The following is a 25,229-nucleotide window of genomic DNA, read 5'->3' on the forward strand; positions in this document are numbered from 1 at the left end:
GATTACCGGGACAGATACAGGCAGGTAACCGGCTGATATCCGGTGGTGTGCTGGGTGGCCACGATCTCACCGTCGATCCGGATCTCGCAGGTCAGGTTGCCGCGGGAACCGTCGATGTTCTTGGCGAAAAGCACAAGCTTGTGGAACCCGGCGGCATCCTCGGCGCTCAGCGTTTGGGTGTCGCTCCAGGGAAGGGCGCGCGCGGTCGCATCGACATCCGCATCGTTATCGGCGCGGACCACCACGTTACGGATCAGCGCGGATCCGGCATCGCCGGTTACCGTGAATTCCACTCGACGCTCACCGTCGGTCCCCGTCTCGGTGGGCGACGCGGTTGCTCCCGGTTCAACCGGGGGCTCGGAGGCGATTCGGGCATCGGCGGACGCCGAGGGGGAGGCAGACGCGGATGCCGTGGCATCGGGTCTCGGCCCGGTCGCGCAGCCCGCGAGAAGCAGGACTCCCGCCGCGGCGAGGGCAACACCCGCCAGCATCCCGGAGCGAGCCAGACCAAAACCAAACCGTGTACGCATGCCTCCATCCTCGTCGCTTTCCCGACGCACCACGGGCCGATGTCTGAAAACGAGTGTTTGGTAGTCGGCCGCGGCCGAGAAAACATAACGAAGCTCAGGCAGAACGGACGCGCCGAACGAACGCGGCAGATTCAGGGTTAACTTCCGGCAAACTCCGAGCATCCGCATGGTCGCGGTGATTACTTAGCCCTTTTAGGGGTCAAAATCCCCGTTTCCCTCGAGTCGGGTCACCCGCCGTTCATCCCCATTCAACTCCCGATGGTTAGCCTCCACGAGATGCCGGGGAACCCCGCCCCGCGCGCACATCCCCTCACACCTGGAGACAGAAATGGACACCCCCACGCACGAGAGCCTTCCCGGCTCGCGTCGCCCCGGACGCGCCCGTCGCGCACTCGCCACCCTCGGCGCGTTCTCGCTTCTGGCCGGACTGGCAACCGTCGGCGCCACCGCCGCGGTCGCCGCCCCGGATGCCCCGCTGATGACCAGCGCGACCACCTGGCGCTACTCGGAAAACAACACCGATCCCGCCGAGGGCAGCGCCGATCGCCTGGTGTGGACCCGCGCCGGATTCAACGACACCGCCTGGAAGAGTGCCGCCGGCAGCTTCGGCGCCAAGAACGGCAAGGCCACCGGCATCGGCCCGTATACCGCCTCGACCCTGCTCAACCAGTACATCGACGGCGTCGCCGCCCCGGATGTGAAGACCTACCACTTCCGCTCCAGCTTCCAGCTGAGCGCCCAGCAGCTGGCCGGCACCGCCAAGCTCACCGGAAACGTCATCTTCGATGATGCCGTCCAGATCTTTGTCAACGGCACCAAGGTTGCCGGTCTGGTCGAGGATTCCGACGCCAAGATCGAGGCGGCCCCCGAGTCCGAGCGCAACCTGATGTACGCGGGCGTGAATGCCGGCGACCCGGTGACCCGCGAATTCACCGTCCCCGCCACCGCCCTCAAGGCCGGCGAGAACACCATCGCGGTGGCGCTGTACCAGGACCGTGCCGCCAGCTCCGACATCTACTTCGACCTGACCTCGCTGGTCGCCGCAGCCCCCGAGCCCACCTCGACCCCCACGCCGTCGGATTCCGCGGCCCCGGCAAAGCTCAGCGACATCGTGCTGAGCGTCGGCTCCAACGAGTCCGGTCGCGGCCTCGCCTGGTACTCGGACATCGACACCACCCAGGTCGCCCAGGTCGCCACCCGCGCCGCCCAGACCGGCAACGCCTTCCCCGCGGCGGTCGCCAGCACCTTCCCCGCGAAGGGTGCCCAGACCACCAGCAAGGAGTACAACCGCTTCGCCGACATCACCGGCCTGACCGAGAACACCGAGTATGTGTACCGGGTCGGCAGCGACGCAAACGGCTGGTCCAAGACCTACTCGTTCCGCACCCAGTCCTTCTCGGGCGCCTACAACTTCCTGTTCTTCGGCGACCCGCAGATCGGTGCCTCCGGCAACACCAAGAACGACGAGGCAGGCTGGGTCGACACCGTGAACGTGGCCCAGGCCGCTCACCCCAACGCCGAAATGCTCTTCTCCGCCGGCGACCAGGTCGAGACCGCCGCCAACGAGGCACAGTACGAGTCCTTCCTCGCCCCCGAGCAGCTGCGTTCGATCCCGCTGGTCCCGGTCAACGGAAACCACGACGTCGGCTCCAAGGCCTACGAGCAGCACTACAACGTGCCGAACCTCGACCCGAACGCGGGCAAGGCCACCTCGGCCACCTCCTCGGGCGGCGACTACTGGTTCATGCACAAGGGTGTCCTGTTCATGGTGCTGAACTCCAACAGCAGCGACTACGCCGCCCACGAGGCATTCCTGCGCAAGACCGTCGCCGAGCAGGGCGACAAGGCGACCTGGAAGGTGGTGGCCTTCCACCACTCGATCTACTCGGTGGCCTCGCACTGGAACAGCTCGCAGATCATCAACCTGCGTGCCGCGCTGCCCAAGGTCATCTCCGACCTCGGCGTGGACCTAGTTCTGCAGGGACACGACCACTCCTACACCCGCACCTACCTGATCAAGGATGGCGTGGTCGCAAACCCCGACGAGGCCGCCGCCGCACCTCAGGTGACCGCCAACGCGGGTGAGGTCCTGTACGTGACCGCCAACTCGGCCAGTGGATCCAAGTACTACAACGTCACCAACCCCACCGCCTGGTGGGCCTCGGTCATCAACCAGGAGAAGGTGCGTAACTACTCCTCGATCGATATCACCCGCAATGCCATCACCGTCAAGACCATGCGCAGCCAGGCCTTCGGCGACGAGAAGCCCGTAAACAGCGTGGTCGACTCGGTCACCCTGAAGCGCGTGGACACCGCGGCCCCGGTGATCACCGCCCCGACCGAATCCGAGATCCGCGCGGGTGAGGACTTTGACCCGATGGCCGGGATCACCGCCTTCGATCAGGAGGATGGCGATGTCTCCTCGAAGATCACCGTCTCCGGATCGGTGAACACCCGGGTTCCCGGTGTGTACACCCTGGTGTACACGGTGACCGACGCTGCCGGCAACGAGGCGACCTTCACCCGGACGATCACCGTCCTGGCCGCCGCGGAACCGACCACCACGCCGACCGCCCCGGGCACCGATCCCACCCAGCCGGGGAGCACGCCGTCCGCGTCGGCGGGTGTGTCCTCCTCGGCCACCCCGTCGGCCTCGGCCGGTGCCACGGCGAGCAACGGCAATAATCTCGCCAACACGGGTTCCGACCTGACGCTCCCCCTGGCCGGCGGTGCCGCACTGCTGCTGATCATGGGTGCCGCGGTTCGCCTCCTGCGACGCGAAAACGCCGCCTAGTAGTCCCAACGGTGACCGCGGGCTCGAGCAAATCTCGAGCCCGCGGTCACCACCGTGTGATCCCCGGAGGAACCTCGTGCACCCCCAGCCCCGCACCGCCGCTGCAACTGCCGCTACGCTCGCGACTACCGCCGCGAGCGCGTCCGACACTCATCGCCACCCCCGGGTACACCGTTTCACTCCGCGGGGCATGAAGCATCTCGCCCCGAGACGGGGGCTAGGGCGGGGGCGGGGGCTGCCCCTGGGCCAGAACCTCGCGCCGAGCCTTGGACTCTCCCAAAGCCGGAGACTCGCGCTGAGTCTCGGACTCTCCCTGGGGCTGGGACTCGCACTCACCGGGTGCGCGGGGATCCCCGATGCCGCCGCTCCCACCGTATCGGCGGCGGCGAGCGCCGACGCCGGGTCCGGCTCGGGCCCGCTGTCCACCGAGATCCCCTCCCCCGCCCGAACCTCGGATGCGCACCGGCCGGTACCCGGGTCCACCGTCGCCCCGCTCCCCGAAACCGAGAGCGATGCCGCGGTGCCCGCGGGACTCCACATTCTGCTGATCGGCTCCGGCAGCGAACACCCGGCGCTCCTCGCTGCCCTGCACGAGCGCGTTGCCGCGATCCAGGCCACCCTGACGGTGTGCGATCCGACCGGTTCCGCCGATCAATCGGCCGACGATCTGGTCTCCGCCCAGCTTTCCCAGCGCCCCGATCTGGTCATGCTGCTGGGAGAGCGCGGAATCGATACCATCGACCGGGTATCCTCGGCCAACCTCGACCGGCGCTTCGTCATTCTCGGGGCCCAACTCCCCGAGCCCACCCACAATGTCACCGCGGTGATCTGGCCCGGTGCCAGCGCGCGCGGGCTCTCGCCGGAAACGATTCCGCAGACCGACCCCACCGCAACCGCCGAATCCCTCGAGGCTCGGTATGCGAAACGCGCGGTCAGCGAGGGAATCGCGGTGGCGACCACCGGGAACACCGGGTTCGTCACGGCACTCAGCGATTAATCAGCAAACACATACCCCTCATTCAGGGGTGATTTTACACATTTGCCTTGTGTGGATACTTACTGTTCTGTTAGTAAGTTAACGCTCGCTAATTCCGACGGTCGGAGCCGCCCCCAAGCAGCGAGCGAACCAACACACGAAGGAGTATGTTGATGCGTTTATCGTCCCCACCGAGCCGCGTCCGAGCGGTTATCGCCGGCGCACTCGGACTCTCCATGGTAGGAACCGGAACCTTTGCACTGGCGATCCCCGCTGCCGCCGCAGAGGTCTCAACAATTGTGACCGCGGGGAAAACGGCCAAGGCCACCTCAATCGAGGGCAACAACCCCGCCTCCAACGTCACCGACGGCAACGCCGCAACCCGCTGGTCCAGCGAGTACCGCGACGGCGAATCGGTCCAGATCGACCTGGCCGCGACCTGCGTCATCGACCGGGTGGACCTGAACTGGGAGGGTGCCTTCGCCTCCGAGTACACGGTCTCGGGATCCACCGATGACAAGACCTGGCAGACCCTGGCCACCGGCACCGCAACCGGTGCCGGAGCGCAGACCCTAGATAACCTCGCCGACATCGGCGCGATCCGCCACCTCAAGGTGACCGGTGACAAGCGCGGATCCGACTACGGCATCTCGCTGTACACCGTGGACGGTTGGGGTCACTCCTGCGCCCCGCTGCCCGGGATCCCCACCCCGACACCCACCCCCGGTGGCCCCGGCACCCCCGGTCCCACCGAGCCGGTAGAAACCGAGCTGGGTACCCTGGTCTCACGCGATGCCAAGGCCTCCGCGTCCACCACCGAAAACGGTGACCTCGCCCCCAAGAACGCCACCGATGGCAACCCCAAGACCCGCTGGTCCAGCCAGGCCGCCGATGGCCAGTGGATCACCGTGGACCTCGGCGCCACCTACCTGCTGGATGCCGTTGAGCTGGACTGGGAAACCTCCTACGCTCGCGGCTACGTCCTGGAAACCTCACTCAACGGCTGGACCTGGTTCCCGTACGAGTCGGTGACCGGCAGCGATGGCGGCCGCGATGTGATCACCAGCGATAAGCACCCGCGCACCCGCTTTGTGCGCATGACCTCGACCGAGCGTTCGAGCCAGTTCGGCGTCTCGCTCTGGCACTTCAACGTGTACGGATCCGAGCGCGAAGAACTGCCCCCGCAGCACGGCGAGGGCGAGGGCCCCGGAGTCCTGCTGAGCTACAAGAAGACCGGCACCGCGTCCTCGAGCCAGAACGACCCGCAGTGTGTGGACTGCACCCCGGACAAGCTCTTCGATCAGGACCTGGCAACCCGCTGGGCCGTGGCCGAAAAGGACTGGTCCGACAACGCCTGGGTCCAGGTGGATCTCGCCGCCCGGGCCGAGATCTCGCAGATCGTCCTGCGCTGGGACCCCGCCTTTGCCAAGTCGTACTCGATCGAGGTTGCCGACTCCCCCACCGGTCCCTGGACCATCGTCTATAAGACCGTGGGTGGTACCGGAGGCAAGGAGGTCATCAACATCGATACCACCGCCGGCCGCTATGTTCAGGTCAACATGACCGAGCGCACCGTGGGCTGGGGTGGCAATAGGTACGGCTTCTCCCTCTACGAGTTCCGCGTTTACGGCACCGGTGGAGACCCGATCTTCCCGCCCGCCGGCCCCGCCGATCCCGACTTCGACAATCTCAAGCTGGTCTGGAGCGACGAGTTTGACGGCGCCGCCGGAACCGCCGCGGATGACAAGAAGTGGACCCTGGACCACACCGCCAACCCCGGTGACAACAACAACGCCGAGCTGCAGCTCTACACCGCCGACACCAACAACGTGCGTCACGATGGCAAGGGCAACCTGCTGATCGAGGCCAAGGTGGAGGACTTCCACGGTGCCAAGTTCTACTCCTCCGGACGCCTGAACACCTCGCATAAGGTCTCCGCCCAGTACGGCCGCTTTGAGGCTCGCGTCAAGGTTCCCGAGGGCAAGGGCCTGTGGCCCGCGTTCTGGATGATGGGCACCTCGTTCCTGGAGGGTCGCCCGTGGCCCGCCAACGGTGAGATCGACATCATGGAGGTGCTCGGTCACGCCCCCGAGGAGACCCACGGAACCGTTCACGGTCCGGGATACTCGGGCATGGGTGGCCAGGGTGGCGCATTCACCCTGCCGGACAAGACCAACCTGAGCAAGGACTTCCACGTGTGGTCGGCCGACTGGAACAGCGAGAAGATCACCTTCCGCCTGGACGGTCACGATGTGTACACGGTGACCCGCGACCACGTGGAGAACACCCTGAACCAGGCGTGGGTCTTCGACCAGGAGTTCTACATCATCCTGAACCTCGCCGTGGGTGGCGACTGGCCCGGTAGCCCGGATAAGGACACCAGGTTCCCGGCCGAAATGCTGGTGGACTACGTTCGCGTGTTCCAGTCCGAGGGCTCGGGCAAGTTCACCGCTCTGCACCCGGTGACCCTGCCGGGAGCACACCCCACCGACGGTACCCCCGGCGTGGGCACCCCGATCTCGACCGGACCGATCGTGGATGGTTCGGTCACCCCGGCCTCCGGCACCTCGGCCAGCGGCGCACGCGCCCTGGGCGAGACCGGCGCTCCCGCGGGTCCGCTGACCCTGATCGCGCTGCTGCTGGTCATCGGCGGAGTGGGAACGCTCTTCCTGGCTCGTCGCGAGCTCGTACGCGTGCGCGGCCTCGCCGGCTAAACCGGCACTCGGGTCGGGGCGAGTCGGCTCTCCCCGACCCACACCGGGCGACGGCCGGAGATTTTTCCTCCGGCCGTCGCCGCATTCCGGCGTAGACCAACCCGGTGCGCTAGCGTGTGTGACACACGCTTTTGCCACGGCACGGGAGAGGACGCCATGACCGATACCGGCATTCCCTGGAGTCTCGCGGATACCCGACGGCAGATTCGGGTTCCCACCTCGACCGACGATAAGTATCGTCGCGGCGTGCTCGGGATTCGGACCGGATCGGTGCGCTATCCCGGTGCCGCGGTGCTCGGCGTCGAGGCCGCGCTGCACACCGGGGTGGGGATGGTGCGCTATGTGGGTCCGGACTCCGTGGGGCACGCGGTTCTGGCCCGGCGGCCCGAGGCGGTGCTGGGTTCGGGACGGGTGCAGGCACTGCTGATCGGGTCCGGGATGGAGCCGCTAGATTCCGAGGGGGCCGATGCGCGCGCCCTCGCCGACACCCTGGAAGCCGGGATCCCGGCGATCCTGGATGCCGGAGCGATCGGGTTGGTGGCGCACCACCCGGGTGCACGGATACTCCTCACCCCGCATGCCGGCGAACTCGCCGGGCTGTTTCTCGCCCACCCGGATGAGCGACGTCACGAGGGCATCCCCGACACCCCGGAGGGCCTGCGCGCCTGGATCGAGGCGCATCCCGAGCTGGCCGCCAGCTGCGCCGCCGAGCGCTGGGGTGTGAGCGTCCTGCTCAAGGGCGCCCACACGGTTGCGGCCGCTCCGGGGGAGGCGGCGCTCCTGCTTCCCGCGGCCACGCCCTGGCTCGCCAGCGCGGGCACCGGGGACGTTTTGGCTGGGGCGATCGGGGCGCTGGCGGCGTCGGGTTTCGGTTCGACGGAGTTGGTCCCCTCGCTGGCGCGGATCGCCGCAGCCGGTGCCCACCTGCACGCCCTCGCCGCCGAGCGGGCCTCCGCCGGCGGACCGCTGCTCGCGCTTGACCTCGCCCACGCCCTATCCGAGACCGTGGCCGAGGTCCTTCGCACGGCCTAGCCCGAATCCTCGCCGGGCGCTTTTACGCTACTCGGAGTCTCGAATGCGACGGGCGAAGCTCGACACCCGTTCGGCCAACACCCCGATCCGACGCTCGCGTTCGGCATCCCGATCGAAGCCCACATAGGCCAGGGTCGGCAGCGCGCGCACGTTGCGGTTGCACTCGAAGCTCTCGCACACCAGGGTGCCCACGGTATTTCCCGCGCGTCCGGCCTTGCCTCCGCGTCGGGCCGAGAAGAACACCACCTCATTGGGGAGGTGCACGTCCTCGCACCAGGCGCACTGCGGCCGGGTGCGCGTGCGCGCCTCGGTCTGGCGCAGCAAAACGCCCACGGGTTCCCCGTCCACCTCGGCGATCATGAAGCCCAGGGTGGGCGATTTGGGGTCACGCCAGCCGAGGTAGGTCAGCGCCGCCCAGTCGATCTGGTCGAGTTCGGCGGGCAGGGCGATCGCCTTACGCTCGCTCTGGCTGGTGTTGACGAATGCGGCTCGGATATCCCGTTCACTCAGCGGCTGCATGATTTCCATTCCTTCGAAAGTTGTGGGTGATTTTCCGGTGAATCCGGGCGTTCCTCGCGTGGGAACCTCGTTAGTCTACACCCTTTAGACCGATGGATCCAGGCCGGGGTCTTGTATCGAGCAGCCAGTCAACATAGAGTGCCAGGACACGGGCAATGCGGCTCCTGTATTCGCCTCATCGCCCCCGGTTCGAGAGAAGTGGAGTACCCCCGTTGATACACACCGATATTCCGACCCAGGCCGAGATTGTGACCCTCGCCACCGCGCGTGAACCCGGCAGCATCTCACTCTTTATGCGCACGAGTCCGGTTCCCGCCCAAAATGAATCCGCGCCGGTCGAGTTTGAAAATCTCGCCAAGGCCGCCCTCGAACAGCTGCGCACCACACACTCGGGTGCCGCGGGGCGCGACATCCTGGCCGGACTCACCGAGCAGATCGACGATCTGCTCGGTGATGCTTTTTTCTGGCGTCACCTCTCCCACAGCATCGCCGCCTACATCACCCCTACCTCGCTGCGCACCTACCGACTGCCCAATCACCTGGCGAACGCGGTGGAAATCTCCGACCGCTTCCATCTGAAGCCGCTGCTGCGCGCGGTCACCTTCCCGCACACCGCGTTTGTGCTGGCCCTGTCGCAGAACTCCGCGCGACTGATCGAGGTCACCGCGGACGCCCCGGCACACGTGCTCGACGTCCCCAACCTCCCCACCGACGCCATCGATGCCCTGGCGGTGCCCTCGATCTCGGGGCGCTCCCCCAACGGGAAGATCGAGGGGTCGGAGGGTAAGAAGGTTCGCCTTCGCCAGTATGCCCGCGCCGTGGATAAGGCGCTTCGACCGTTCCTGACCGGGCGTAATACCCCGCTGATCCTCGCCGCGACCGAACCCCTACTGGGCATTTATCCCTCGGTCAACAGCTATCCCTCGCTCAGCTCCGAGGTGATCGAGGGCAACCCGGACACGCTGAGCCCCGCCGACCTCGACGCGCGGGTGCGACCAATCCTCGACCGCTACTACGCCGAGCGGGTGGCGGCCGAACGGGAGCGCTTTGATGCGCTGGTCTCGGCGGATCGCACCTCCACCGAGATCGACACCATCGCGCGGGCCGCCACGTTCGGGGCGGTGGAAACCCTGGTGGTGGACATCGACTACATCCTGCCCGGAACCGTGGATGAGGAATCCGGCGCCGTGGTCCTGGATCGCAGGGACTCCCCCGATGCCTACGGTGTAATCGACGAGGTGGTCCGCCGGGCGCTGCTCAGCGGTGGCCGAGTCTGGGCCGTACGGGCCGCGGATATGCCGGACGATACCGGTGTCGCTGCGATCCTTCGCTTCGCCCCGGCCGCCTAACCCGGCTCGCATTAACGGTGCGGGCGGCCTCCCTGGGAGGTCGCCCGCACCGTTAGTGTTTGCTCGGCCACGCACCGCGAAACGCTATCGTTCTCGCGCCGCATGCTCGCTATCGGCAGCGGGGATCCGAGGACGGAACCTTTCCGTCGATAAAGAAGTCATCCACGGTGGAGTTGATGCACTTGCTGCCCTTGTTATAGGCGGTGTGCCCCTCGCCCTGATACGTCACCAGGTGACCCTTCTCCAGCTGCTTGGCCAGCGACTGCGCCCACGCGTAGGGGGTGGCCGGGTCGTTGGTGGTGCCGATGACCAGGATGTCCGCGGAACCCTGGGCGTGAATCGGGCCACGCTCGGCGCCGTCGGGATACGGCCAGTTGGCGCACAGCACGTCGCCGTAGCTCATGTACTTGCCAAAGATGGGCGCCCGCGCCTCGATCTTCGCGGCCTCCTGCTCCATCACCGCCGGGTCATCGTTGGAGGGATAGTCCCGGCAGTTATAGGCGTTGAACGCGTCATTGGAGTTGGAGGTGTATGTCCCCGAGGCGTCGCGGTCGAAGTACATATCCGCGAGGTAGAGGGCGTAGTCCGCGTCCCCGGCCATGACCGAGGTGAACAGGTCGCTCAGGGCACTCCAGTTATTCGGGGAGTAGAGCGGGAAGATGATCGCCGTCATCAGGGTCGACGATCCGACCTTGCGCCCATCTTTCCCCTTGAGCGGGCTGGCATCCACCGATTCCAGCAGGTTGGAGATCGTGCTCATCGCCGATTCCACGTCCCCGCGGAACGGGCATTTGGACCCGGTCAGGCAGTCGGCCAGATAGGCCCGCAGCGCGCTTTCGAAACCCGCGGCCTGGGTCGCGGAGACCTCGGTGCTGCTCACGGCCGGGTCGATCGCCCCGTCCAACACCAGCCTTCCGGTGTTCTTCGGGTACAGCTCCGCATAGGTGGCCCCGAGGAAGGTGCCGTAGGAGTATCCCAGATAGTTAAGTTTGGGATCGCCCACCAGCGAGCGAATCAGGTCCATATCCCGGGCCGAATTGACGGTGGTGATGAACTCCAGTTCGGGACCGGTGTTCTTTTTGCAGGCCTCACCGTAGGTGCGGGCCTGGGTACGGGCCGCCTCGAGCCAGCCGTCCTGACCGGGACGGGGCTGAGTGGGGTCAAACAGGAACTTATCGGTGTCTCGATCCGAGAGGCACTTGACCGGGGAGGATTCGCCCACGCCTCGCGGGTCAAAGCCGATCACGTCAAAGTGGGACTGCAGGGTCTTGTCCACGGCAAAGTCGAGGCTGTCCTTGACCAGTTCCACGCCGGAGCCACCGGGACCGCCGGGGTTCACCAGCAGCGAGCCGATCCGGTTCGATCCGGTCGCCGCCGACCGGACCAGGCTGAGGGTCAGATCCCCGGCGCCGGGGTCCTCCCAGTTCATCGGGGTCTTGATGTCGGCACAGCTGAGCTTCGAACCACACTCTCGCCAGCTCACCTCTTGGCCATAGAAGGAACGCAGGTTCTCGGCCACCTCGGTCGCGGGCAGCGGGCTGGGAGCGCCCTTCCCGGTGCTGCTCGGCAGAAACGCGGTCACGCAGCCGGTGAGGGTCAGCCCGGCGGCAATCACCAGGGCAAGGGTGCCCATCACGCGGCGGCGGGTTTGATTGGGTCGAGGCACGAGACTCCTTGGGTTGTCCGCTCCGGGCGGCTCGGATGGGTTAGCGGATCGCGGTCACAAGCATGGCTTCAAGGGCGAGGGTGGGCGTGATGTTGGCCCCGATGCGCTCGCGCGCTTCCCGGATCGCCTCCATCGTGTGCAGCGTGGTTTCCGGGGTGGAGGACTGCGCCACCTCACGGATCTCGCGCGTCAGTTCGGTGTTGATCAGGCCCTCGACCCGATCGAGCTGCTGCATTAGCAGGTCGCGGTAGAGCGAAAGCAGGTCGGTGAGGATCCGATCGACCCCGTCGATCAGGCCACGCTTCGCCCGTCGTTTCTGGTCGTTTTCCAGGTCGCGAAGCGGCGCCCGCAGCGCCGGCGGAATGGTCCCCCCGGGTTCCACACCGAGGGAGCGCAGCACCCGCTCGCGCTCCTGTTCGTCCCGCTCACCGGTGTAGGCCTTGGCATCGGCACCGGCGATTTCTACCAGGCGTTGCGCCATGACCACGGCGTCGGACACGTCGCGGATATCCAGAACCGCACGCAGGGTGTCCTCGCGCCGGGCCCGCGCATCGGCATCGGTGGCAAGACGCCGAGCCATGCCGATGTGGCTCTGCGCCAGGCGTGCGCTCTGCTCGGCCAGGTCTCGATCGATGCCGTCGCGGGTGTGCAGGAGCTCGGCGATGTCGGCGACGGAGGGGGTCCGCAGTCGCACCGAGCGCACGCGGGAGCGGATGGTGGGCAGGAGATCGGCCTCGCTGGGTGCGCAGAGAATCCACACGGTTTCCGCGGGAGGCTCCTCGAGTGCCTTGAGCAGGGTGTTGGAGGTGCGCTCGATCATTCGGTCGGCGTCCTCGACGATGACCACCCGGTAGCGTGAAATCGAGGGTGCGTAATACGACCGGCGCACGGTTTCCCGGACGTCTTCGATCTTGATGGTCATCGCGGTGGTGGACAGGGCGGTGAGGTCCGGATGGCTGCGCGCGGCCACCTGAGCGATCGTGTCCGCATCGCCGTCCACCCGGGTGCTGAGCAGCGCGGTCGCGAAGGCGTAGGCGAGGTTGGAGCGTCCCGATCCGGGCGGCCCGGTAATCAGCCAGGCATGGGTCATGGTGTCGCCACCGTCCGAGGGTCCCCCGGCGGCCGCACGCAGCGTCGCTACCGCTTCGGGTTGCCCCACAATTTCATCCCACACCGACATGTTCCCAGCCTACCGGGCCGGGACCGAACGTGGGCCACACGGGACCAAGCCCGCGCGTGTGCGTTCGGGTTTGGGTTCAGGTTCGACGGATCGGGCCCGAGGTTCAAATCGAGGTCGAGATCGAGTTCGGCTGATCGGATTCAGGTCCGAGTTCGGGCCCTCGGTTGTGCTACGCGGCAAGCAGCGCCGAAACTCGCTCACGAATTCGGGCGGCAAGCTCCTCGATCGAGAGGGTGGCGTCCAACACCAGGAAGCGGGCGGGTTCGGCCGCCGCAAGCTCGAGGAAGACGCCGCGCACGCGGCCGTGGAACGCACTCTTTTCGGCTTCAAGCCGGTCGAAACGAGTGCGGGCGCTGTCGAGGCGCTCGCGAGCACTCTCCGGATCGAGGTCGAGCAGGATGGTCAGATCCGGCCAGAGGTCTCCACTCGCCCACACCGAGAGCGCTCGTACCTCCTCGATGCCGAGCGCACGACCGGCACCCTGATAGGCGAGGGATGAGTCGATGTAGCGGTCTTGCAGCACGATTTCGCCGCGTTCCAACGCGGGCCGAATCTTGGTGTCGATGTGCTGCGCGCGGTCGGCCGCATAGAGCAGCGCCTCGGCGCGGGATGAGATTTCTCCCCGGTGGTGCAGCACGATTTCGCGCAGCTGCTCGCCCACCTCGGTGCCACCCGGCTCGCGCGAGCGCAGGGTGGCCGCCCCGCTCTCGTGCAGCCAGGCGTCCAACAGCTCGGCCTGGGTTGTCTTACCACTGCCATCCCCACCCTCAAAGGTGATGAACAGCCCCCGGGTCGCCACTAGGCCTCCGGATCTGCCGCGGCAGCCTTGGTGGCAGCTGCGGTCTTGGTCGCGGTGGTCTTAGCCGGAGCCTTGGTGGCGGCCGCGGTCTTAGCCGTGCTGGCCTTGGCCGCGGTCGTCTTGGCGGCGCTGGTTTTGGCGGTGGCCGTCTTAGCTGCGGCGGTCTTGGTTGCTGCCGTCTTGGTGGTCGCAGCCTTGGCTGTTGCAGCCTTGGTTGTTGCTGCCTTTTTAGCCGGAGCCTTCTTCGCCGGTGCCTTCTTGGCGGGGGCCTTCTTGGCCGCGGTCTTCCGCGGCGTTGCCGGTCCCTTCGCTCGCTTGAGGGCGAGCAGCTCGACGGCACGCTCGAACGTGATCTCCTCGACCGATTCGGCCTTGGGGATGGTCGCGTTGGTGGTGCCATCGGTTACGTAGGGCCCGAACCGGCCGTCCTTAACCTTGATCGGCTTTCCGCTTTCGGGGTCCTCGGCGAACTCCTTCAGCGCGCTGGAAGCGCGCCGCGCGCCGTACTTGGGCTGCGCATAGATTTCCAGGGCACCGGCCAGATCGATGTCGAAGATCTGGTCCTCGGAGGTCAGCGATCGGGTTTCGCTGCCCTTTTTCATATACGGTCCGAAACGGCCGTTCTGGGCCAGGATTTCCTCGCCGCTTTCGGGATCGGTGCCGATAACGCGGGGCAGGTCCAGCAGCTGGAGCGCGGTGGCCAGGTCGATCGTGTCCAGGGACATGCTCTTGAACAGCGATGCCGTGCGCGGCTTGGGAGCCGCGGCGGCCTTCTTGGTGCTCTTCTTGGGCGGCTCAATAACCTCGCCCGTGGCCGAGTTCACCTCGGGCTCGGGTTCGGGATCAACCTCGCTCACGTAGGGTCCGAAGCGACCGTCCTTGGCGACGATTTCCTTGCCGTTTTCGGGGTTTACACCCACGATCCGGTCGGTGAGCACGGGTGCATCAATGAGTTCCTGTGCCTTCTCGGCGGTGAGCTCATCGGGTGCCAGGTCCTCGGGGATGTTGACTCGACGCGGGGTCGCCTCGGGGTCGGCACCCTCCTCGCGCACCTCGAGGTACGGGCCGTAGCGACCGATACGCAGCGTGATGTTGTCGGTGAGGTGGATCGAGTTGATTTCACGCGCATCGATCTCACCGAGGTTATCGATCACCTGGCGCAGACCCTCGCGGCTGTCGCCTCCGAAGTAGAAGGACTTCAGCCAGTCGGTTCGGTCCTGCTCTCCGGCGGCGATGCGGTCCAGGTCGCCCTCCATCGATGCGGTGAAGTCATATTCGACCAGGCTGCCAAAGTGTTCCTCCAACAACCGAATCACCGAGAAGGCAATCCAGGTGGGGATAAGCGCCTGGCCGCGCTGGCTCACATATCCACGATCCATGATCGTGGCGATGGTCTGTGCATAGGTCGAGGGACGCCCGATACCCAGCTCTTCCAGGGTCTTCACGAGGCTGGCCTCGGTGAAGCGCGGCGGCGGGGTCGTCTCGTGCCCCTTGGCCTCAACCTCTTCCAGCGCCACGGTCTGGCCCTCGGTCAGCTGGGGAAGCTTGGCCTCCTTGGCGGCGGCGTCGCCCCCGCGCTGCTCGTCCTGACCCTCTTCATAGGCCTGGAGGAAACCACGGAAGGTGATGACCGTTCCACTCGCGGTGAACTCGGCTTCCTGACCCTCGACGGTGGCCGCAAGGGTCACGGTCGCGGTCTGTCCCTTGGCGTCGGCCATCTGTGAGGCGACGGTGCGCTTCCAGATCAGTTCGTACAGGCGGAAGTCGTTTCCGCTGAGCGAGGACTTGAGCGACGCGGGCGTCCGGAAGTGATCTCCCGAGGGACGAATTGCCTCGTGGGCTTCCTGGGCATTTTTCGACTTGCCCGAGTACAGACGAGGCTTGTCCGGGATGCTGTCGGCACCATACAGGCTGGTTGCCTGGTCGCGGGCGGCGTTGATCGCCTGCGAGCTGAGCGACGGCGAGTCGGTACGCATATAGGTGATGTACCCGTTTTCGTACAGCGACTGTGCCACGCTCATGGTCTGACGCGCGGAGAAACGCAGCTTACGCGCGGCCTCCTGCTGCAGGGTCGAGGTGGTGAACGGTGCCGCCGGACGACGCGAATATGGCTTGGTTTCCAGCTTGGAAACCCGGGTGATGGTTTCCGGAGCCTGGAGCGCGTCGGCAAGCTTTGCGGCGCTGGCGGCATCGAGCTGGCGGGCGCTGCCGGTCAGGACACCGCGGTCGGAGAAGTCGCGACCACTGGCGATCCGTTCGCCATCGAGGCGGACGAGGCGAGCCTCAAACCGGGTCGGGTCTTCGGCGGCGGCAACCTGGACGGCGATGTCCCAGTAGTCGGCGGAGATGAACGCACGACGTTCCTTCTCCCGCTCGACGATCAGTCGGGTCGCGGCAGACTGCACCCGACCGGCGGACAGGCTCGGGCCTACCTTGCGCCAGAGCACCGGCGAAACCTCATAACCGTAGATACGGTCGAGAATGCGGCGGGTCTCCTGTGCATCCACCAGGGCCACATCGAGATCACGAGTGTTGTCCTTGGCCGCCAAGATGGCGTCCTTGGTGATTTCGTGGAACACCATGCGTCGTACCGGGACCTTGGGCTTGAGCACCTGCAGCAGGTGCCAGGCGATGGCCTCTCCTTCGCGGTCCTCATCAGTTGCGAGGAGGAGCTCGTCGGCATCCTTGAGCGCACGCTTGAGATCCGCGACGGTCTTCTTCTTGGTATCGGAGACCACATAGTAGGGTTCGAAGCCGTTATCGACGTCCACGGCGAACTTGCCCATGCCACCCTTTTTCAGGTCGGCGGGCAGGTTTTTGGGTTCGGCAAGGTCACGGATGTGGCCTACCGAGCTCAAGACTTCATAACCGTCTCCGAGATACCCGGCGATCGATTTCATCTTGGTCGGCGACTCTACGATGACCAGCTTTTTCGTGTTGGACACCCGGCTCCTTTCGTCAGGCACACCATACACACCTAGACCGTGTGTGGGCCGTATTGGCTCTTGATGGAACACCCCTATGATCCTCCTATTTATACATGAGTGTGTTGAGGCGGCGAATTTCGAAGGGTTCCACGACGGCTAACGTCGTCGAGGTCGAGGTCATTCCCCTGCCCTCCCGGCACCGTTATGTCGCCTCGGCTCCCCCACCGGGAATCCGCATGTTCCCGGGGGTGAGAGCCGTACGGAGGTACGGACCAGCGCTCCCATACCTCTTATATAGGGTGTTCGCCGACGGCACGTGCCGAGTTTCTTGAGTCCCGTGTGTCGTCGAGGAGAAATCCCGCGGACGAGACGCCCTGAAGGTTTACCCCACCAACAATGCGTGACACCGTGACCCGAACATCGGTTTCTCCCAGTCGACAGCTACTCAGGGAAACTCCATTCGACTCCGCGATGCTCCGGGCGACCTCGCAGGGCGCACCCGGTGCGAGCCCCGCAAGCACTCGCGCACCCGACAACGCCACCGAATCGGCAAGGGCCCGCATCTCGGCACGCGCCCCCAGCGTAAGCGTCGTGGGAATAGTCAGGCTCGCGCACAGCACCAGGACGCAAAATAATGCCATCCCCAGGACGGTGCCCGAACCGCGCTCCGAACGAACCCCACGGGCACGGGTGTCAGATGCTAGTCCTCGGGGAGGGTACATACCCGCGCCTCTAACCGGAGCGGAAGCATCCGCCCGACAACACCACCAATCGGAATATCCGCGGTGGCACACACCAGGCTTGCCTGTGAGTCGACTTTCACTGCAACCTCGGGCAGCAGCTCTCGAGCCTGCGCCATGATGCTCTGCTCGGGATCGCCGCGGGCCGAGGCGCGGGCGGATTGTCCGGCGACGTCCCAGAGACGACTGCGGGTAGTTCCGGCGGCAAGAACCCCGAGGCACAGTGCCAGCAGCACCAGCACGGCCGGCATGACGATTGCAAATTCGGCGCTGATGCTCCCCTCCTCGCCCCGGAGCCTCCGCCTGGTCCGAGGACGGCGATCATCCCGATCACGGATCGCTGGATTACTCGGGGCCGGATCGAGGCGCACATGGTCGTCCCCGGACGAGTGACGGTGGGCCAGACAACCAGTGCGCTGATACCGGGCGACTCGATGACAAACGGCCGAGCTCTGGGATTCCATGGGCTAACTCGGGATCTGGAGTGCCGCACGAACCAGGTTTGTCAGCAGATCTCGGACCTCGCCGCTGCGGATAATGACCACCAGGAGCCCGGCGAAGGCAACCGCCGCCATCGTGGTGATGGCGTACTCGGCAGTCACCGCGCCGGTGTCATCGGTCAGTGAGTGCTGAATGCGGGCCGCCGCCCTGCGGCGCATGCGGGTCGCGCGAGCCACAAGCCGAATACGGCGAAGCACCCCTGGGCCATTCACACCGTGGGGCTGCACCGAGAGCGGTACGCATGGGAGATCGGACCGCACAGTGCGGGCCGAATCGGGAGAGTAGGCCAGGTTGGGAGAGTAGGCCAGGCCGGAAGAATCGGCCAGGCCGGAAGATTCGGTCAGGCCGGAAGAATCGGTCAGGCCGGAAGAGTCGGTCGGGCCGGGTGAGCTACGTGGGTGAAGTGAGCCGGGTGTGCCGACTGAGCTGGGCGAGCTGGCAGACCTGACTGAGCTAGGTGAGGCGAGTGTGATGTTCATGGTGGTTCCTCTCGGTTGGTTGATTCCAGTCTTGTGTGAGGTACACACGAGTGGAACGGCGCGAACCGATCGGTGGAGAAACGCGGGTGCAACACCCACTGTGGAGGAACCTGCTTGCCCGCCGATACCGGTGAGAATTGGCGGCCAAATCCGAAAATCGAAGGATTTTCGTCGTCTAAGTGGCGGGCGAAGTCTTCGACCCCTCAGCGGCGGCGGGTGCGCCGCGCCAGACGGACCGTCGATAGAGGGGAAGCCCCGCAAGGGCGGCGAGGACCAGCACCCCACAGGCAAACGCGGGGAGGGCGGAATACCCAAATGCCTGCGCGAGGAACGAGGGCACGAGGGCACCGAGCACGGCACCCAGGGCGATGATTCCGTTGAGTAGTCCCATGGCCGAGCCCTCGGGGCCCGGATAGATCTTTACGACCATCAGGGTGGCAGCAACAACCTCAAACGAGTAGGCAGTGGCGGCCACGATGAGGGCAATCGATCCGATTACCGCCTTCCCTGGAATGTCCCCCAACGCGGCGACCGCCATCGACCCGAACGCGAGAATCGTGGCACCAACCCCCACGAGGAGAACCGCGCCGGGGCCCGTTCGGTTGGCGATTGATCCCGCAAGCGGATAGCAGAGAGTCCCTAGGACGGCACCCACGAGGAACAGAATTGACGATGTTGACGGATCCACGGCGAATGAGTCGCGCATGACCAACGGAACCACGTTGAAAAAGGTTTGGACCCCCATCATGGTCAGCAGCCAGGTGAGCAGAAAGACCCCGATCTTCCCCCGCAGGAGTGCGGCCAATCCCTTCGTTCGGGCACCCGGCGGCGGGGTGGCCGGCTTCAGGCGAGGCAGTTGACGCCGTCCCAGGAAGAACCCGGTGGCCAAAAGCACGGCGGAGAGAATCCAGCCAAAGCGCAGCTGCGTTGCGGCGAGCGCGGCGATGATCAGCCCCACAACCTGCCCCAAGCCGTATGCAAGCCGGAACCAGCTCAGGCGGTTGTTCCACTCCTTCATCGGCTGTGCCTCAACGATAAAGAGCCCGGCCACGGTTCCCGCGAGAGAGCCCGCCCCACCAAAAATGAGGGCGAGGGGTGCCCAGATCCAGACGCTGGTTCCCAGCCCAAAGCCAACCATAGCCAGCGCCATCACCGGGAAGGACCAGAGGAATACACCGCGCTGGATTCCCCTGCGATCGGCCAGGGATCCCAATACCGGTGCCAGTAATCCCCCCGCATAAAACGCCGCAACGACCAGGCCCACCAGGGTGGCACCGTTTTTCCCGCCATCCTCCACGCTGAGTGGGATGAAGATTGGCGCGACCCCAAGCATCATCATTCCCACGAGTGCATAGGCCAGGTACCAGGGTTGCGTCCACTTCATGACTCACACCCTATGGGCCGGGTAGAAGTGTGTCTATGGGTTACCGACGATTGGCAAACCCGAGGAGAAAAACCCAGAAATACCCACCCCGGACAGGGCTCAGAGGGTGATCGTACCGAGACTGTCCCGCAGCAGTGTGAGCATCATCGGGGCGACACCGAGACAGAGAAAAGCCGGCAGAGCCCCGGCCCCCAGCGGAATCAGTAGCCGGGTTCCCAACCTGGCCACCGCCCGCTGCAGGTCCGTGGAGCGCCGGTCTCGGAGAGACATTGCCTCGGCACGCAAGAGGTCATGTGCGATCATCCCCACCCGGGCGGCCAGCGTGAGGGCAGCCCGAAGATCCCGGTCGGCGGCTGCGAAGACGGACACTCCGGATCGAGTTAGTGCCTGTGTTGCGCAGGCCCGAGCGGACTCGGGGTCAAGGCCGGCGGACAGAGCCATCGCGGTGAGGTCGAAGACGACGTCGGACTCGGGTGGCGCATGAAGCGCACGTCGCACGACGGCGCGAATCCAGAGTGCGGTGGCCGCGCTGAGGGACAAACCAACGGTAAGCAAAATCTGCCCGGGGCGTGTGCCGGTGAGGGCATCGAGAAGCGGGAATCCCAGGGCCTCTCCCAACAGGGTTGATACCACCGGCAGTGAACACACCAGCCGGGCGCTCGAGCGTGGTCCCTCGGCTTCGGCGTCGCAGGCTCGTCGGAGACGCGCGCGCTCGCGCAGGGTCATGGCCAGGCCGCGCAGGCCCTCGGCGAGCGGTGCCCCGGTCTGCGCCGATAACGACCAGACGGCCGCCAATCGCGCCCAGGGAAGAGAAACCTCCATCCCGACCGCGCCGCGATCCGGCTGCCTCGCCGCCGGTCTTCGACCGACCGTTCCCCGCATGGCCCCGCCGACCGCCAGGAGGGCGGCGGCGGGGTCTTGCCCCGTGCCGAGCGCAGCCAGTATGGCCGCCTGCTCTGGCACGCTGCCGGAGCGGAGACCCGATGCCCCAAGTAGCTTGGGCGGGCGACAGAGAATCATCGACCGGCGCACCGCCCGTGCCTCCGTCGTCTTCCCCGCGGAAGCGAAATCCTCCGCCAGACCGGGGTCGGTCACGTAGGACCACGCGGCGGCCGGGGCGAGCCCCGCACCCAGCATGGCGGCGAGTCGCTCGATATCCGCGGCACACGCATCGTGATATGCGGACACATCTCGCCGAATCCTCCGTTGACGGCTCGCCGCAGGCGAGGTGATGGAAGCTCTCATCGGGCCGCGCTCCACACCGGCACCGTCGCGAGCACCCCCGCGGGAGTGCGCTCAAGACGACCGATCGCGGCGAGCCCACGGGGGCGATCCCCGCGCAGGTGTAACACGAGATCGAGCGCGCTCACGGCCTGGCTGGCCAGGGCAGTCGGCGCGAGCCCGGCCAATGCCCCCAGCGCTTCCAACCGCGCGGGGACATCCTCAAGCGAGTTTGCGTGAATCGTGCCCGCGCCGCCGTCGTGCCCGGTGTTCAGGGCGGAGAACAGATCCTGAATCTCCGCCCCGCGACACTCCCCGAGGATCAATCGATCGGGTCGCATTCGCAGCGCCTCACGTACGAGGCTCCGTAGGCCCAGGTGCCCGACCCCCTCAATGTTTGCCTGGCGTGCCTGCAGGGAGATGAACAGCCGACGGCGTACGCCGAGCTCCGCTACGTCCTCGACCGCGATCACGCGTTCGGTATCGGGGGCGGCATCGATCAGCGCGGCGAGCAGAGTGGTTTTCCCGGAGCCCGTGGGACCACTGATCAGGATGTTTCGACGTTCCCTGAGTAGATCGATGATGAGCGAGGTGGCATCGTGCTCACCCCCGGGTCCAAAGAATCCCGAGGCCGCCAGCGTGTCGAGGGAGAGCGGAGTGAGCGCGGGAACGCGCACGCTGAGTTGGGTACCGTGCGCGGCTACCGGGGGAAGGACCGCATGCACTCGGACGCCACCGGGAAGCCGGACATCCGCGCAGGGGGCCGCCTCATCGATGTGGCGGCCCCCGAGCGCGATGAGACGCGTGGCAAGGGCGCGCACCTCAACTTCCCGGTGAATGTCGCGATCGGCCGGCTCGAGGCCCTGCCCACGGTCGTACCAGGCGCCCGCGTCCGCGGAGAGGAAGATATCGCTCACCCCCGCCCGCAGCAGCGGGGTGGAGAGGACCCCGAAGTGGCGGGCAAGACTCACCCGCTGATCGAGCGCCCGCTCATCCTGCGCCTGCGCGAGCGGCACGCGCTTCGCGGCGCCGGAGGTATCCAGGTGAGGCTTGCGCATCGGGGCAAGCACCGGGGCAAGCACCGGGTCAGGCACCGAGTCAAGCGCCGAATCATGCACCGGAGGATCACGGGTCGAGGCGCGGGCCCGGGAGTCACGGGGTGGGGCGAGAACCGGCGCATCAACGGTCGGGGAATCACGGATTGGGACTTCGGTGAGTGTGGTCATGCCACGAGCGTAGGTTTGGCGGCGCAGGAGGGGGCCCGTGGGCCGCGTTCTGTGGACTACGCGTGAGGGAAGTCTCGCCTGTGGAAAACCGCGGATCCGCGTCAGGACGGGGAAAACACCGTCGGGAAAAATAAAAGGGCGGCATCCATTGGGGGGAATGGATGCCGCCGCAAGCGACACTGGATTGGGGGGAATCCGTTGTGCGCTGCACGCTCGAAATAAGAATTTCGGCCTGGAATTAGTGTACGCCCTCGGCGTCGATTTGACGACCCCTGTCCACCAAGTGGATGACACCAGTTCGGGGGACATGAGGGTGTCTCCCGCATGATTCCGGGGAACACAACGGATTCCACATCAAAAAAACTTTTTCACGGATTCTTCGGACACGTTCTGGGCACCCGAATTTTCGGAGTACGCTGTGTGTGCATGGCCCACATCGAGGTGGGAACACGTCATCGCAAAGGAGCGATTTAGCCGTCATGAATGCCCAGATTGATAATCTGCTCACCGAAACCCGTCGATTCGAGCCCACCCCGGAGTTTGTCGCGCAGGCAAACGCGGATGATACTCTCTACGATCGCGCTCAGGCAGACAGGTTGGGGTTCTGGGCGGATCAGGCACGCGACCTGATCAGCTGGCAGCGGCCGTTTACCTCGGTACTGAACTGGGAAAACCCACCGTTTGCCAAGTGGTTTGAGGACGGCACGCTCAACGTGGCCTACAACTGCCTGGACCGGCACGTGGAAGCGGGCAACGGCGATCGGATCGCGCTCTACTGGGAGGGCGAACCGGGTGATACCCGCGCCATCACCTATGCGGAACTCACCGATGAGGTTAAGCGCACCGCCAACGTCCTGACCGATCTGGGCGTGCGCGCCGGAGATCGGGTGGCCATCTACCTGCCGATGATCCCCGAGGCCATCGTCTCGATGCTCGCGGTGGCCCGCCTGGGCGCGGTCCACTCGGTGATCTTTGGCGGATTCAGCGCCGACAGCATTCGCGCCCGCGTGGACGACGCGGCGGCGACCCTGATCATCACCGCCGATGGGGGCTATCGCAAGGGCAAGGTGTCGCCGCTCAAGCCCGCGGTGGATGCGGCGCTGGCTGCTCGCGGAGACCTCCCCGCGCAGCAGACCGTCCGCAACGTCCTCGTGGTTGGCCGAGGCGGCAACGAGATCGAGTGGACCGAGGGCCGGGATCACTGGTGGCATGAGCGTGTGCCGGTCGCATCCAGCGTGCACGAACCAGAGGCATTCCCCGCCGAAAACCCGCTGTTTATCCTCTACACATCGGGCACCACCGGTGCCCCCAAGGGAATCCTGCACACCTCCGGCGGCTACCTGACCCAGGCCGCCTACACCCACCGCAACGTCTTCGACATCCACCCCGAGACCGACGTGTACTGGTGCACCGCGGATGTGGGCTGGATCACCGGGCACACCTACGTGACCTACGGCCCGCTCGCCAACGGTGCCACCCAGGTGCTCTACGAAGGCACCCCCGACTCCCCCAACCCCGGTCGCTGGTGGGAGCTGATCGAGAAGTATCGGGTCAGCGTTTTCTACACCGCGCCCACCGCGATCCGGGCGGCGATGAAGCTTGGCCGCAAGATTCCCAAGCGCTCGGACCTCTCCAGCATCCGCCTCCTGGGATCCGTGGGCGAACCTATCAATCCCGAGGCCTGGATGTGGTACCGCAAGGTCATCGGCGGCAAAACCGCCCCGATTGTGGACACCTGGTGGCAGACCGAGACCGGGGCAATCATGATTTCGGCCCTCCCCGGCGTCACCGTCACCAAGCCCGGCAGCGCCCAGGTGCCCCTTCCGGGCATCGAGGTTTCGGTGCTTGAGGAAAACGGGACCCCGGTCCCGCCGGGCAGCGGTGGCCTGCTCGCGATTACCGAGCCCTGGCCCAGCATGCTGCGCGGCATCTGGGGCGACCCGGACCGGTTCCGCGAGACCTACTGGAGCACATTCCCCAACGCCTACTTCGCCGGGGATGGCGCACGCCTGGACGCCGACGGAGATGTGTGGCTGCTCGGCCGCGTGGACGATGTGATGAACGTCTCCGGACACCGGCTCTCGACCGCCGAGATTGAGTCGGCGCTGGTGGCCCATCCGTTTGTTGCCGAATCGGCCGTGGTGGGGGCCACCGATGAGACCACCGGTCAGGCGGTCGTCGCGTTTGTCATCCTCAAGGAGAGCCAGGCCGAGGAAACCGCGGACCACGCGGCGGTCTCGGCGGCACTGAAGTCACACGTGTCCACCCTGATCGGACCGATCGCCCGGCCTCGGGATATTTTCGTGGTGGCCGAGCTGCCCAAAACCCGGTCGGGCAAGATCATGCGCCGCCTGCTGCGCGACCTGGCCGAGGGCCGCGAGGTGGGAGACACCACCACACTCGCGGACACCACGGTGATGCGAATCATCTCGGCGGACGTCGCCGCCCGCTAGTCGCGTATCTCATATCCACCCCACCCCAAAACGAGTGGCACCGGACCCGTGGGTCCGGTGCCACTGGTGTGTTTCGGGTATGGCTACTCGAATGCCACCACGATTTCGACCTCAACCGGTGCATTCAGCGGCAGCACGGCGACGCCGACGGCGGCGCGGGCGTGCTGCCCTCGCTCGCCGAAGATCTCACCGATCAGGGTCGAGGCACCGTTGATGACCGCGGGCTGACCGAAAAACTCGGGATCCGAGGCGACAAAGCCGTTGATCTTCACGACCCGTGTGATCCGGTCCAGCGACCCAATCTGCGCCTGAACGGCGGCCAGCGCATTGAGCACGGCGATTCCGGCGTAGTCGGCGGCGATCTCCGGGCTGACCAGTCCTTCCCCTATGCCGACCTTGCCCATCTCGGGCAGCGCGCCGGAGACGAACGGCAGCTGGCCCGAGGTGAAGACGAGGTTACCCTCGGTCACCGCAGGTACGTAGGCGGCCACCGGTGCGGCGACCTCGGGCAGGCTCAGGCCCAGCTCGGCGAGGCGGTCGGCAATGACACTCATGCCTGTGCCCCCTCATCGGCCAGCGGACGCTTGAGGTAAGCCACCAGGCCACCCTCGGGTCCGTTCACCACCTGAACCAGTTCCCAGCCCTGCTTGCCCCAGTTATTGAGGATCGCGGCGGTGTTATGGATCATGAGCGGCGTGGTGAGGTACTCCCAGCGAGTCATGTTTCTCCTTAAATAGTA

20 protein-coding genes are annotated in these 25,229 nt (G+C 66.0%); 6 read left to right on the forward strand and 14 right to left on the reverse strand.

The window, feature by feature from the left end; genetic code table 11:
- Nucleotides 1–2: 2 nt before the first annotated feature.
- Nucleotides 3–530 (reverse strand): hypothetical protein, encoded by a 528-nt coding sequence (locus C7C57_RS13320; RefSeq protein WP_187976793.1) that lies wholly within the window; start codon nt 528–530, stop codon nt 3–5.
- 328 nt (nt 531–858) lie between these two features.
- On the opposite strand from C7C57_RS13320, the gene C7C57_RS13325 reads away from it, so the two are divergent.
- From C7C57_RS13325 to C7C57_RS13340, 4 genes are all read left to right on the forward strand, one after another.
- Nucleotides 859–3,324, forward strand: coding sequence for an immunoglobulin-like domain-containing protein (locus C7C57_RS13325; protein WP_187976794.1), 2,466 nt, complete (start codon nt 859–861; stop codon nt 3,322–3,324).
- Nucleotides 3,325–3,514: 190 nt separating this feature from the next.
- Entirely contained in the window at nt 3,515–4,321 is an 807-nt protein-coding gene (locus C7C57_RS13330) for a hypothetical protein (RefSeq protein ID WP_187976795.1), read from the forward strand.
- A gap of 215 nt (nt 4,322–4,536) precedes the next feature.
- On the forward strand, nt 4,537–7,014 hold the full coding sequence (locus tag C7C57_RS13335) for a discoidin domain-containing protein (protein WP_187976796.1): 2,478 nt from the start codon (nt 4,537–4,539) through the stop codon (nt 7,012–7,014).
- A gap of 156 nt (nt 7,015–7,170) precedes the next feature.
- The gene (locus C7C57_RS13340) at nt 7,171–8,046 is read left to right on the forward strand and encodes an ADP/ATP-dependent (S)-NAD(P)H-hydrate dehydratase (RefSeq protein WP_187976797.1); all 876 of its coding nucleotides are present in this window, start codon (nt 7,171–7,173) and stop codon (nt 8,044–8,046) included.
- A 27-nt stretch (nt 8,047–8,073) separates the two neighbouring features.
- Here the strand turns inward: C7C57_RS13340 and C7C57_RS13345 are convergent, their stop codons facing one another.
- Nucleotides 8,074–8,565: an FBP domain-containing protein gene (locus C7C57_RS13345; protein WP_030149441.1), complete on the reverse strand. Its 492-nt coding sequence runs from the start codon at nt 8,563–8,565 to the stop codon at nt 8,074–8,076.
- Nucleotides 8,566–8,777: 212 nt separating this feature from the next.
- On the opposite strand from C7C57_RS13345, the gene C7C57_RS13350 reads away from it, so the two are divergent.
- Entirely contained in the window at nt 8,778–9,914 is a 1,137-nt protein-coding gene (locus C7C57_RS13350) for a hypothetical protein (RefSeq protein WP_187976798.1), read from the forward strand.
- 109 nt (nt 9,915–10,023) lie between these two features.
- On the opposite strand, the gene C7C57_RS13355 is transcribed toward C7C57_RS13350, so the two are convergent.
- From C7C57_RS13355 to C7C57_RS13400, 10 genes are all read right to left on the reverse strand, one after another.
- Nucleotides 10,024–11,580 carry an alpha/beta hydrolase gene (locus C7C57_RS13355; RefSeq protein ID WP_255505693.1) on the reverse strand — a complete coding sequence of 519 codons (1,557 nt, stop codon included), beginning with the start codon at nt 11,578–11,580 and terminating at the stop codon, nt 10,024–10,026.
- A gap of 40 nt (nt 11,581–11,620) precedes the next feature.
- Nucleotides 11,621–12,760 (reverse strand): DNA polymerase III subunit delta', encoded by a 1,140-nt coding sequence (locus tag C7C57_RS13360; RefSeq protein ID WP_187976799.1) that lies wholly within the window; start codon nt 12,758–12,760, stop codon nt 11,621–11,623.
- Between the two features lie 169 nt (nt 12,761–12,929).
- Entirely contained in the window at nt 12,930–13,559 is a 630-nt protein-coding gene (tmk, locus tag C7C57_RS13365) for a dTMP kinase (protein ID WP_187976800.1), read from the reverse strand.
- Nucleotides 13,559–16,504, reverse strand: a complete 2,946-nt coding sequence (gene topA / locus C7C57_RS13370; RefSeq protein ID WP_187976801.1) for a type I DNA topoisomerase — start codon at nt 16,502–16,504, stop codon at nt 13,559–13,561. The genes tmk and topA overlap by 1 nt, the downstream gene beginning before the upstream one ends.
- A gap of 272 nt (nt 16,505–16,776) precedes the next feature.
- Entirely contained in the window at nt 16,777–17,208 is a 432-nt protein-coding gene (locus C7C57_RS15995; RefSeq protein WP_370581413.1) for an Rv3654c family TadE-like protein, read from the reverse strand.
- Nucleotides 17,187–17,690 (reverse strand): TadE family type IV pilus minor pilin, encoded by a 504-nt coding sequence (locus C7C57_RS15880; protein ID WP_255505694.1) that lies wholly within the window; start codon nt 17,688–17,690, stop codon nt 17,187–17,189. The genes C7C57_RS15995 and C7C57_RS15880 overlap by 22 nt, the downstream gene beginning before the upstream one ends.
- 3 nt (nt 17,691–17,693) lie before the next feature.
- Nucleotides 17,694–17,885: a DUF4244 domain-containing protein gene (locus tag C7C57_RS13385; protein ID WP_187978389.1), complete on the reverse strand. Its 192-nt coding sequence runs from the start codon at nt 17,883–17,885 to the stop codon at nt 17,694–17,696.
- 496 nt (nt 17,886–18,381) lie between these two features.
- Nucleotides 18,382–19,590 (reverse strand): MFS transporter, encoded by a 1,209-nt coding sequence (locus C7C57_RS13390; RefSeq protein WP_187976804.1) that lies wholly within the window; start codon nt 19,588–19,590, stop codon nt 18,382–18,384.
- Between the two features lie 99 nt (nt 19,591–19,689).
- Nucleotides 19,690–20,778 carry a type II secretion system F family protein gene (locus C7C57_RS13395; RefSeq protein WP_187976805.1) on the reverse strand — a complete coding sequence of 363 codons (1,089 nt, stop codon included), beginning with the start codon at nt 20,776–20,778 and terminating at the stop codon, nt 19,690–19,692.
- Nucleotides 20,779–20,831: 53 nt separating this feature from the next.
- Nucleotides 20,832–22,037, reverse strand: coding sequence for a CpaF family protein (locus tag C7C57_RS13400; protein WP_255505695.1), 1,206 nt, complete (start codon nt 22,035–22,037; stop codon nt 20,832–20,834).
- 479 nt (nt 22,038–22,516) lie between these two features.
- Here C7C57_RS13400 and acs point away from each other — a divergent pair, with 479 nt between their 5' ends.
- Nucleotides 22,517–24,490: an acetate--CoA ligase gene (gene acs / locus C7C57_RS13405; protein ID WP_187976806.1), complete on the forward strand. Its 1,974-nt coding sequence runs from the start codon at nt 22,517–22,519 to the stop codon at nt 24,488–24,490.
- Between the two features lie 83 nt (nt 24,491–24,573).
- Here the strand turns inward: acs and C7C57_RS13410 are convergent, their stop codons facing one another.
- Entirely contained in the window at nt 24,574–25,044 is a 471-nt protein-coding gene (locus tag C7C57_RS13410) for a RidA family protein (protein ID WP_187976807.1), read from the reverse strand.
- Nucleotides 25,041–25,211 (reverse strand): DUF4177 domain-containing protein, encoded by a 171-nt coding sequence (locus tag C7C57_RS13415; RefSeq protein WP_156027635.1) that lies wholly within the window; start codon nt 25,209–25,211, stop codon nt 25,041–25,043. The genes C7C57_RS13410 and C7C57_RS13415 overlap by 4 nt, the downstream gene beginning before the upstream one ends.
- Between the last annotated feature and the right edge of the window lie 18 nt (nt 25,212–25,229).

It is taken from the genome of Mycetocola sp. JXN-3, assembly GCF_014522285.1.
GTDB classification, from domain to species: Bacteria; Actinomycetota; Actinomycetes; order Actinomycetales; family Microbacteriaceae; genus Mycetocola; species Mycetocola saprophilus.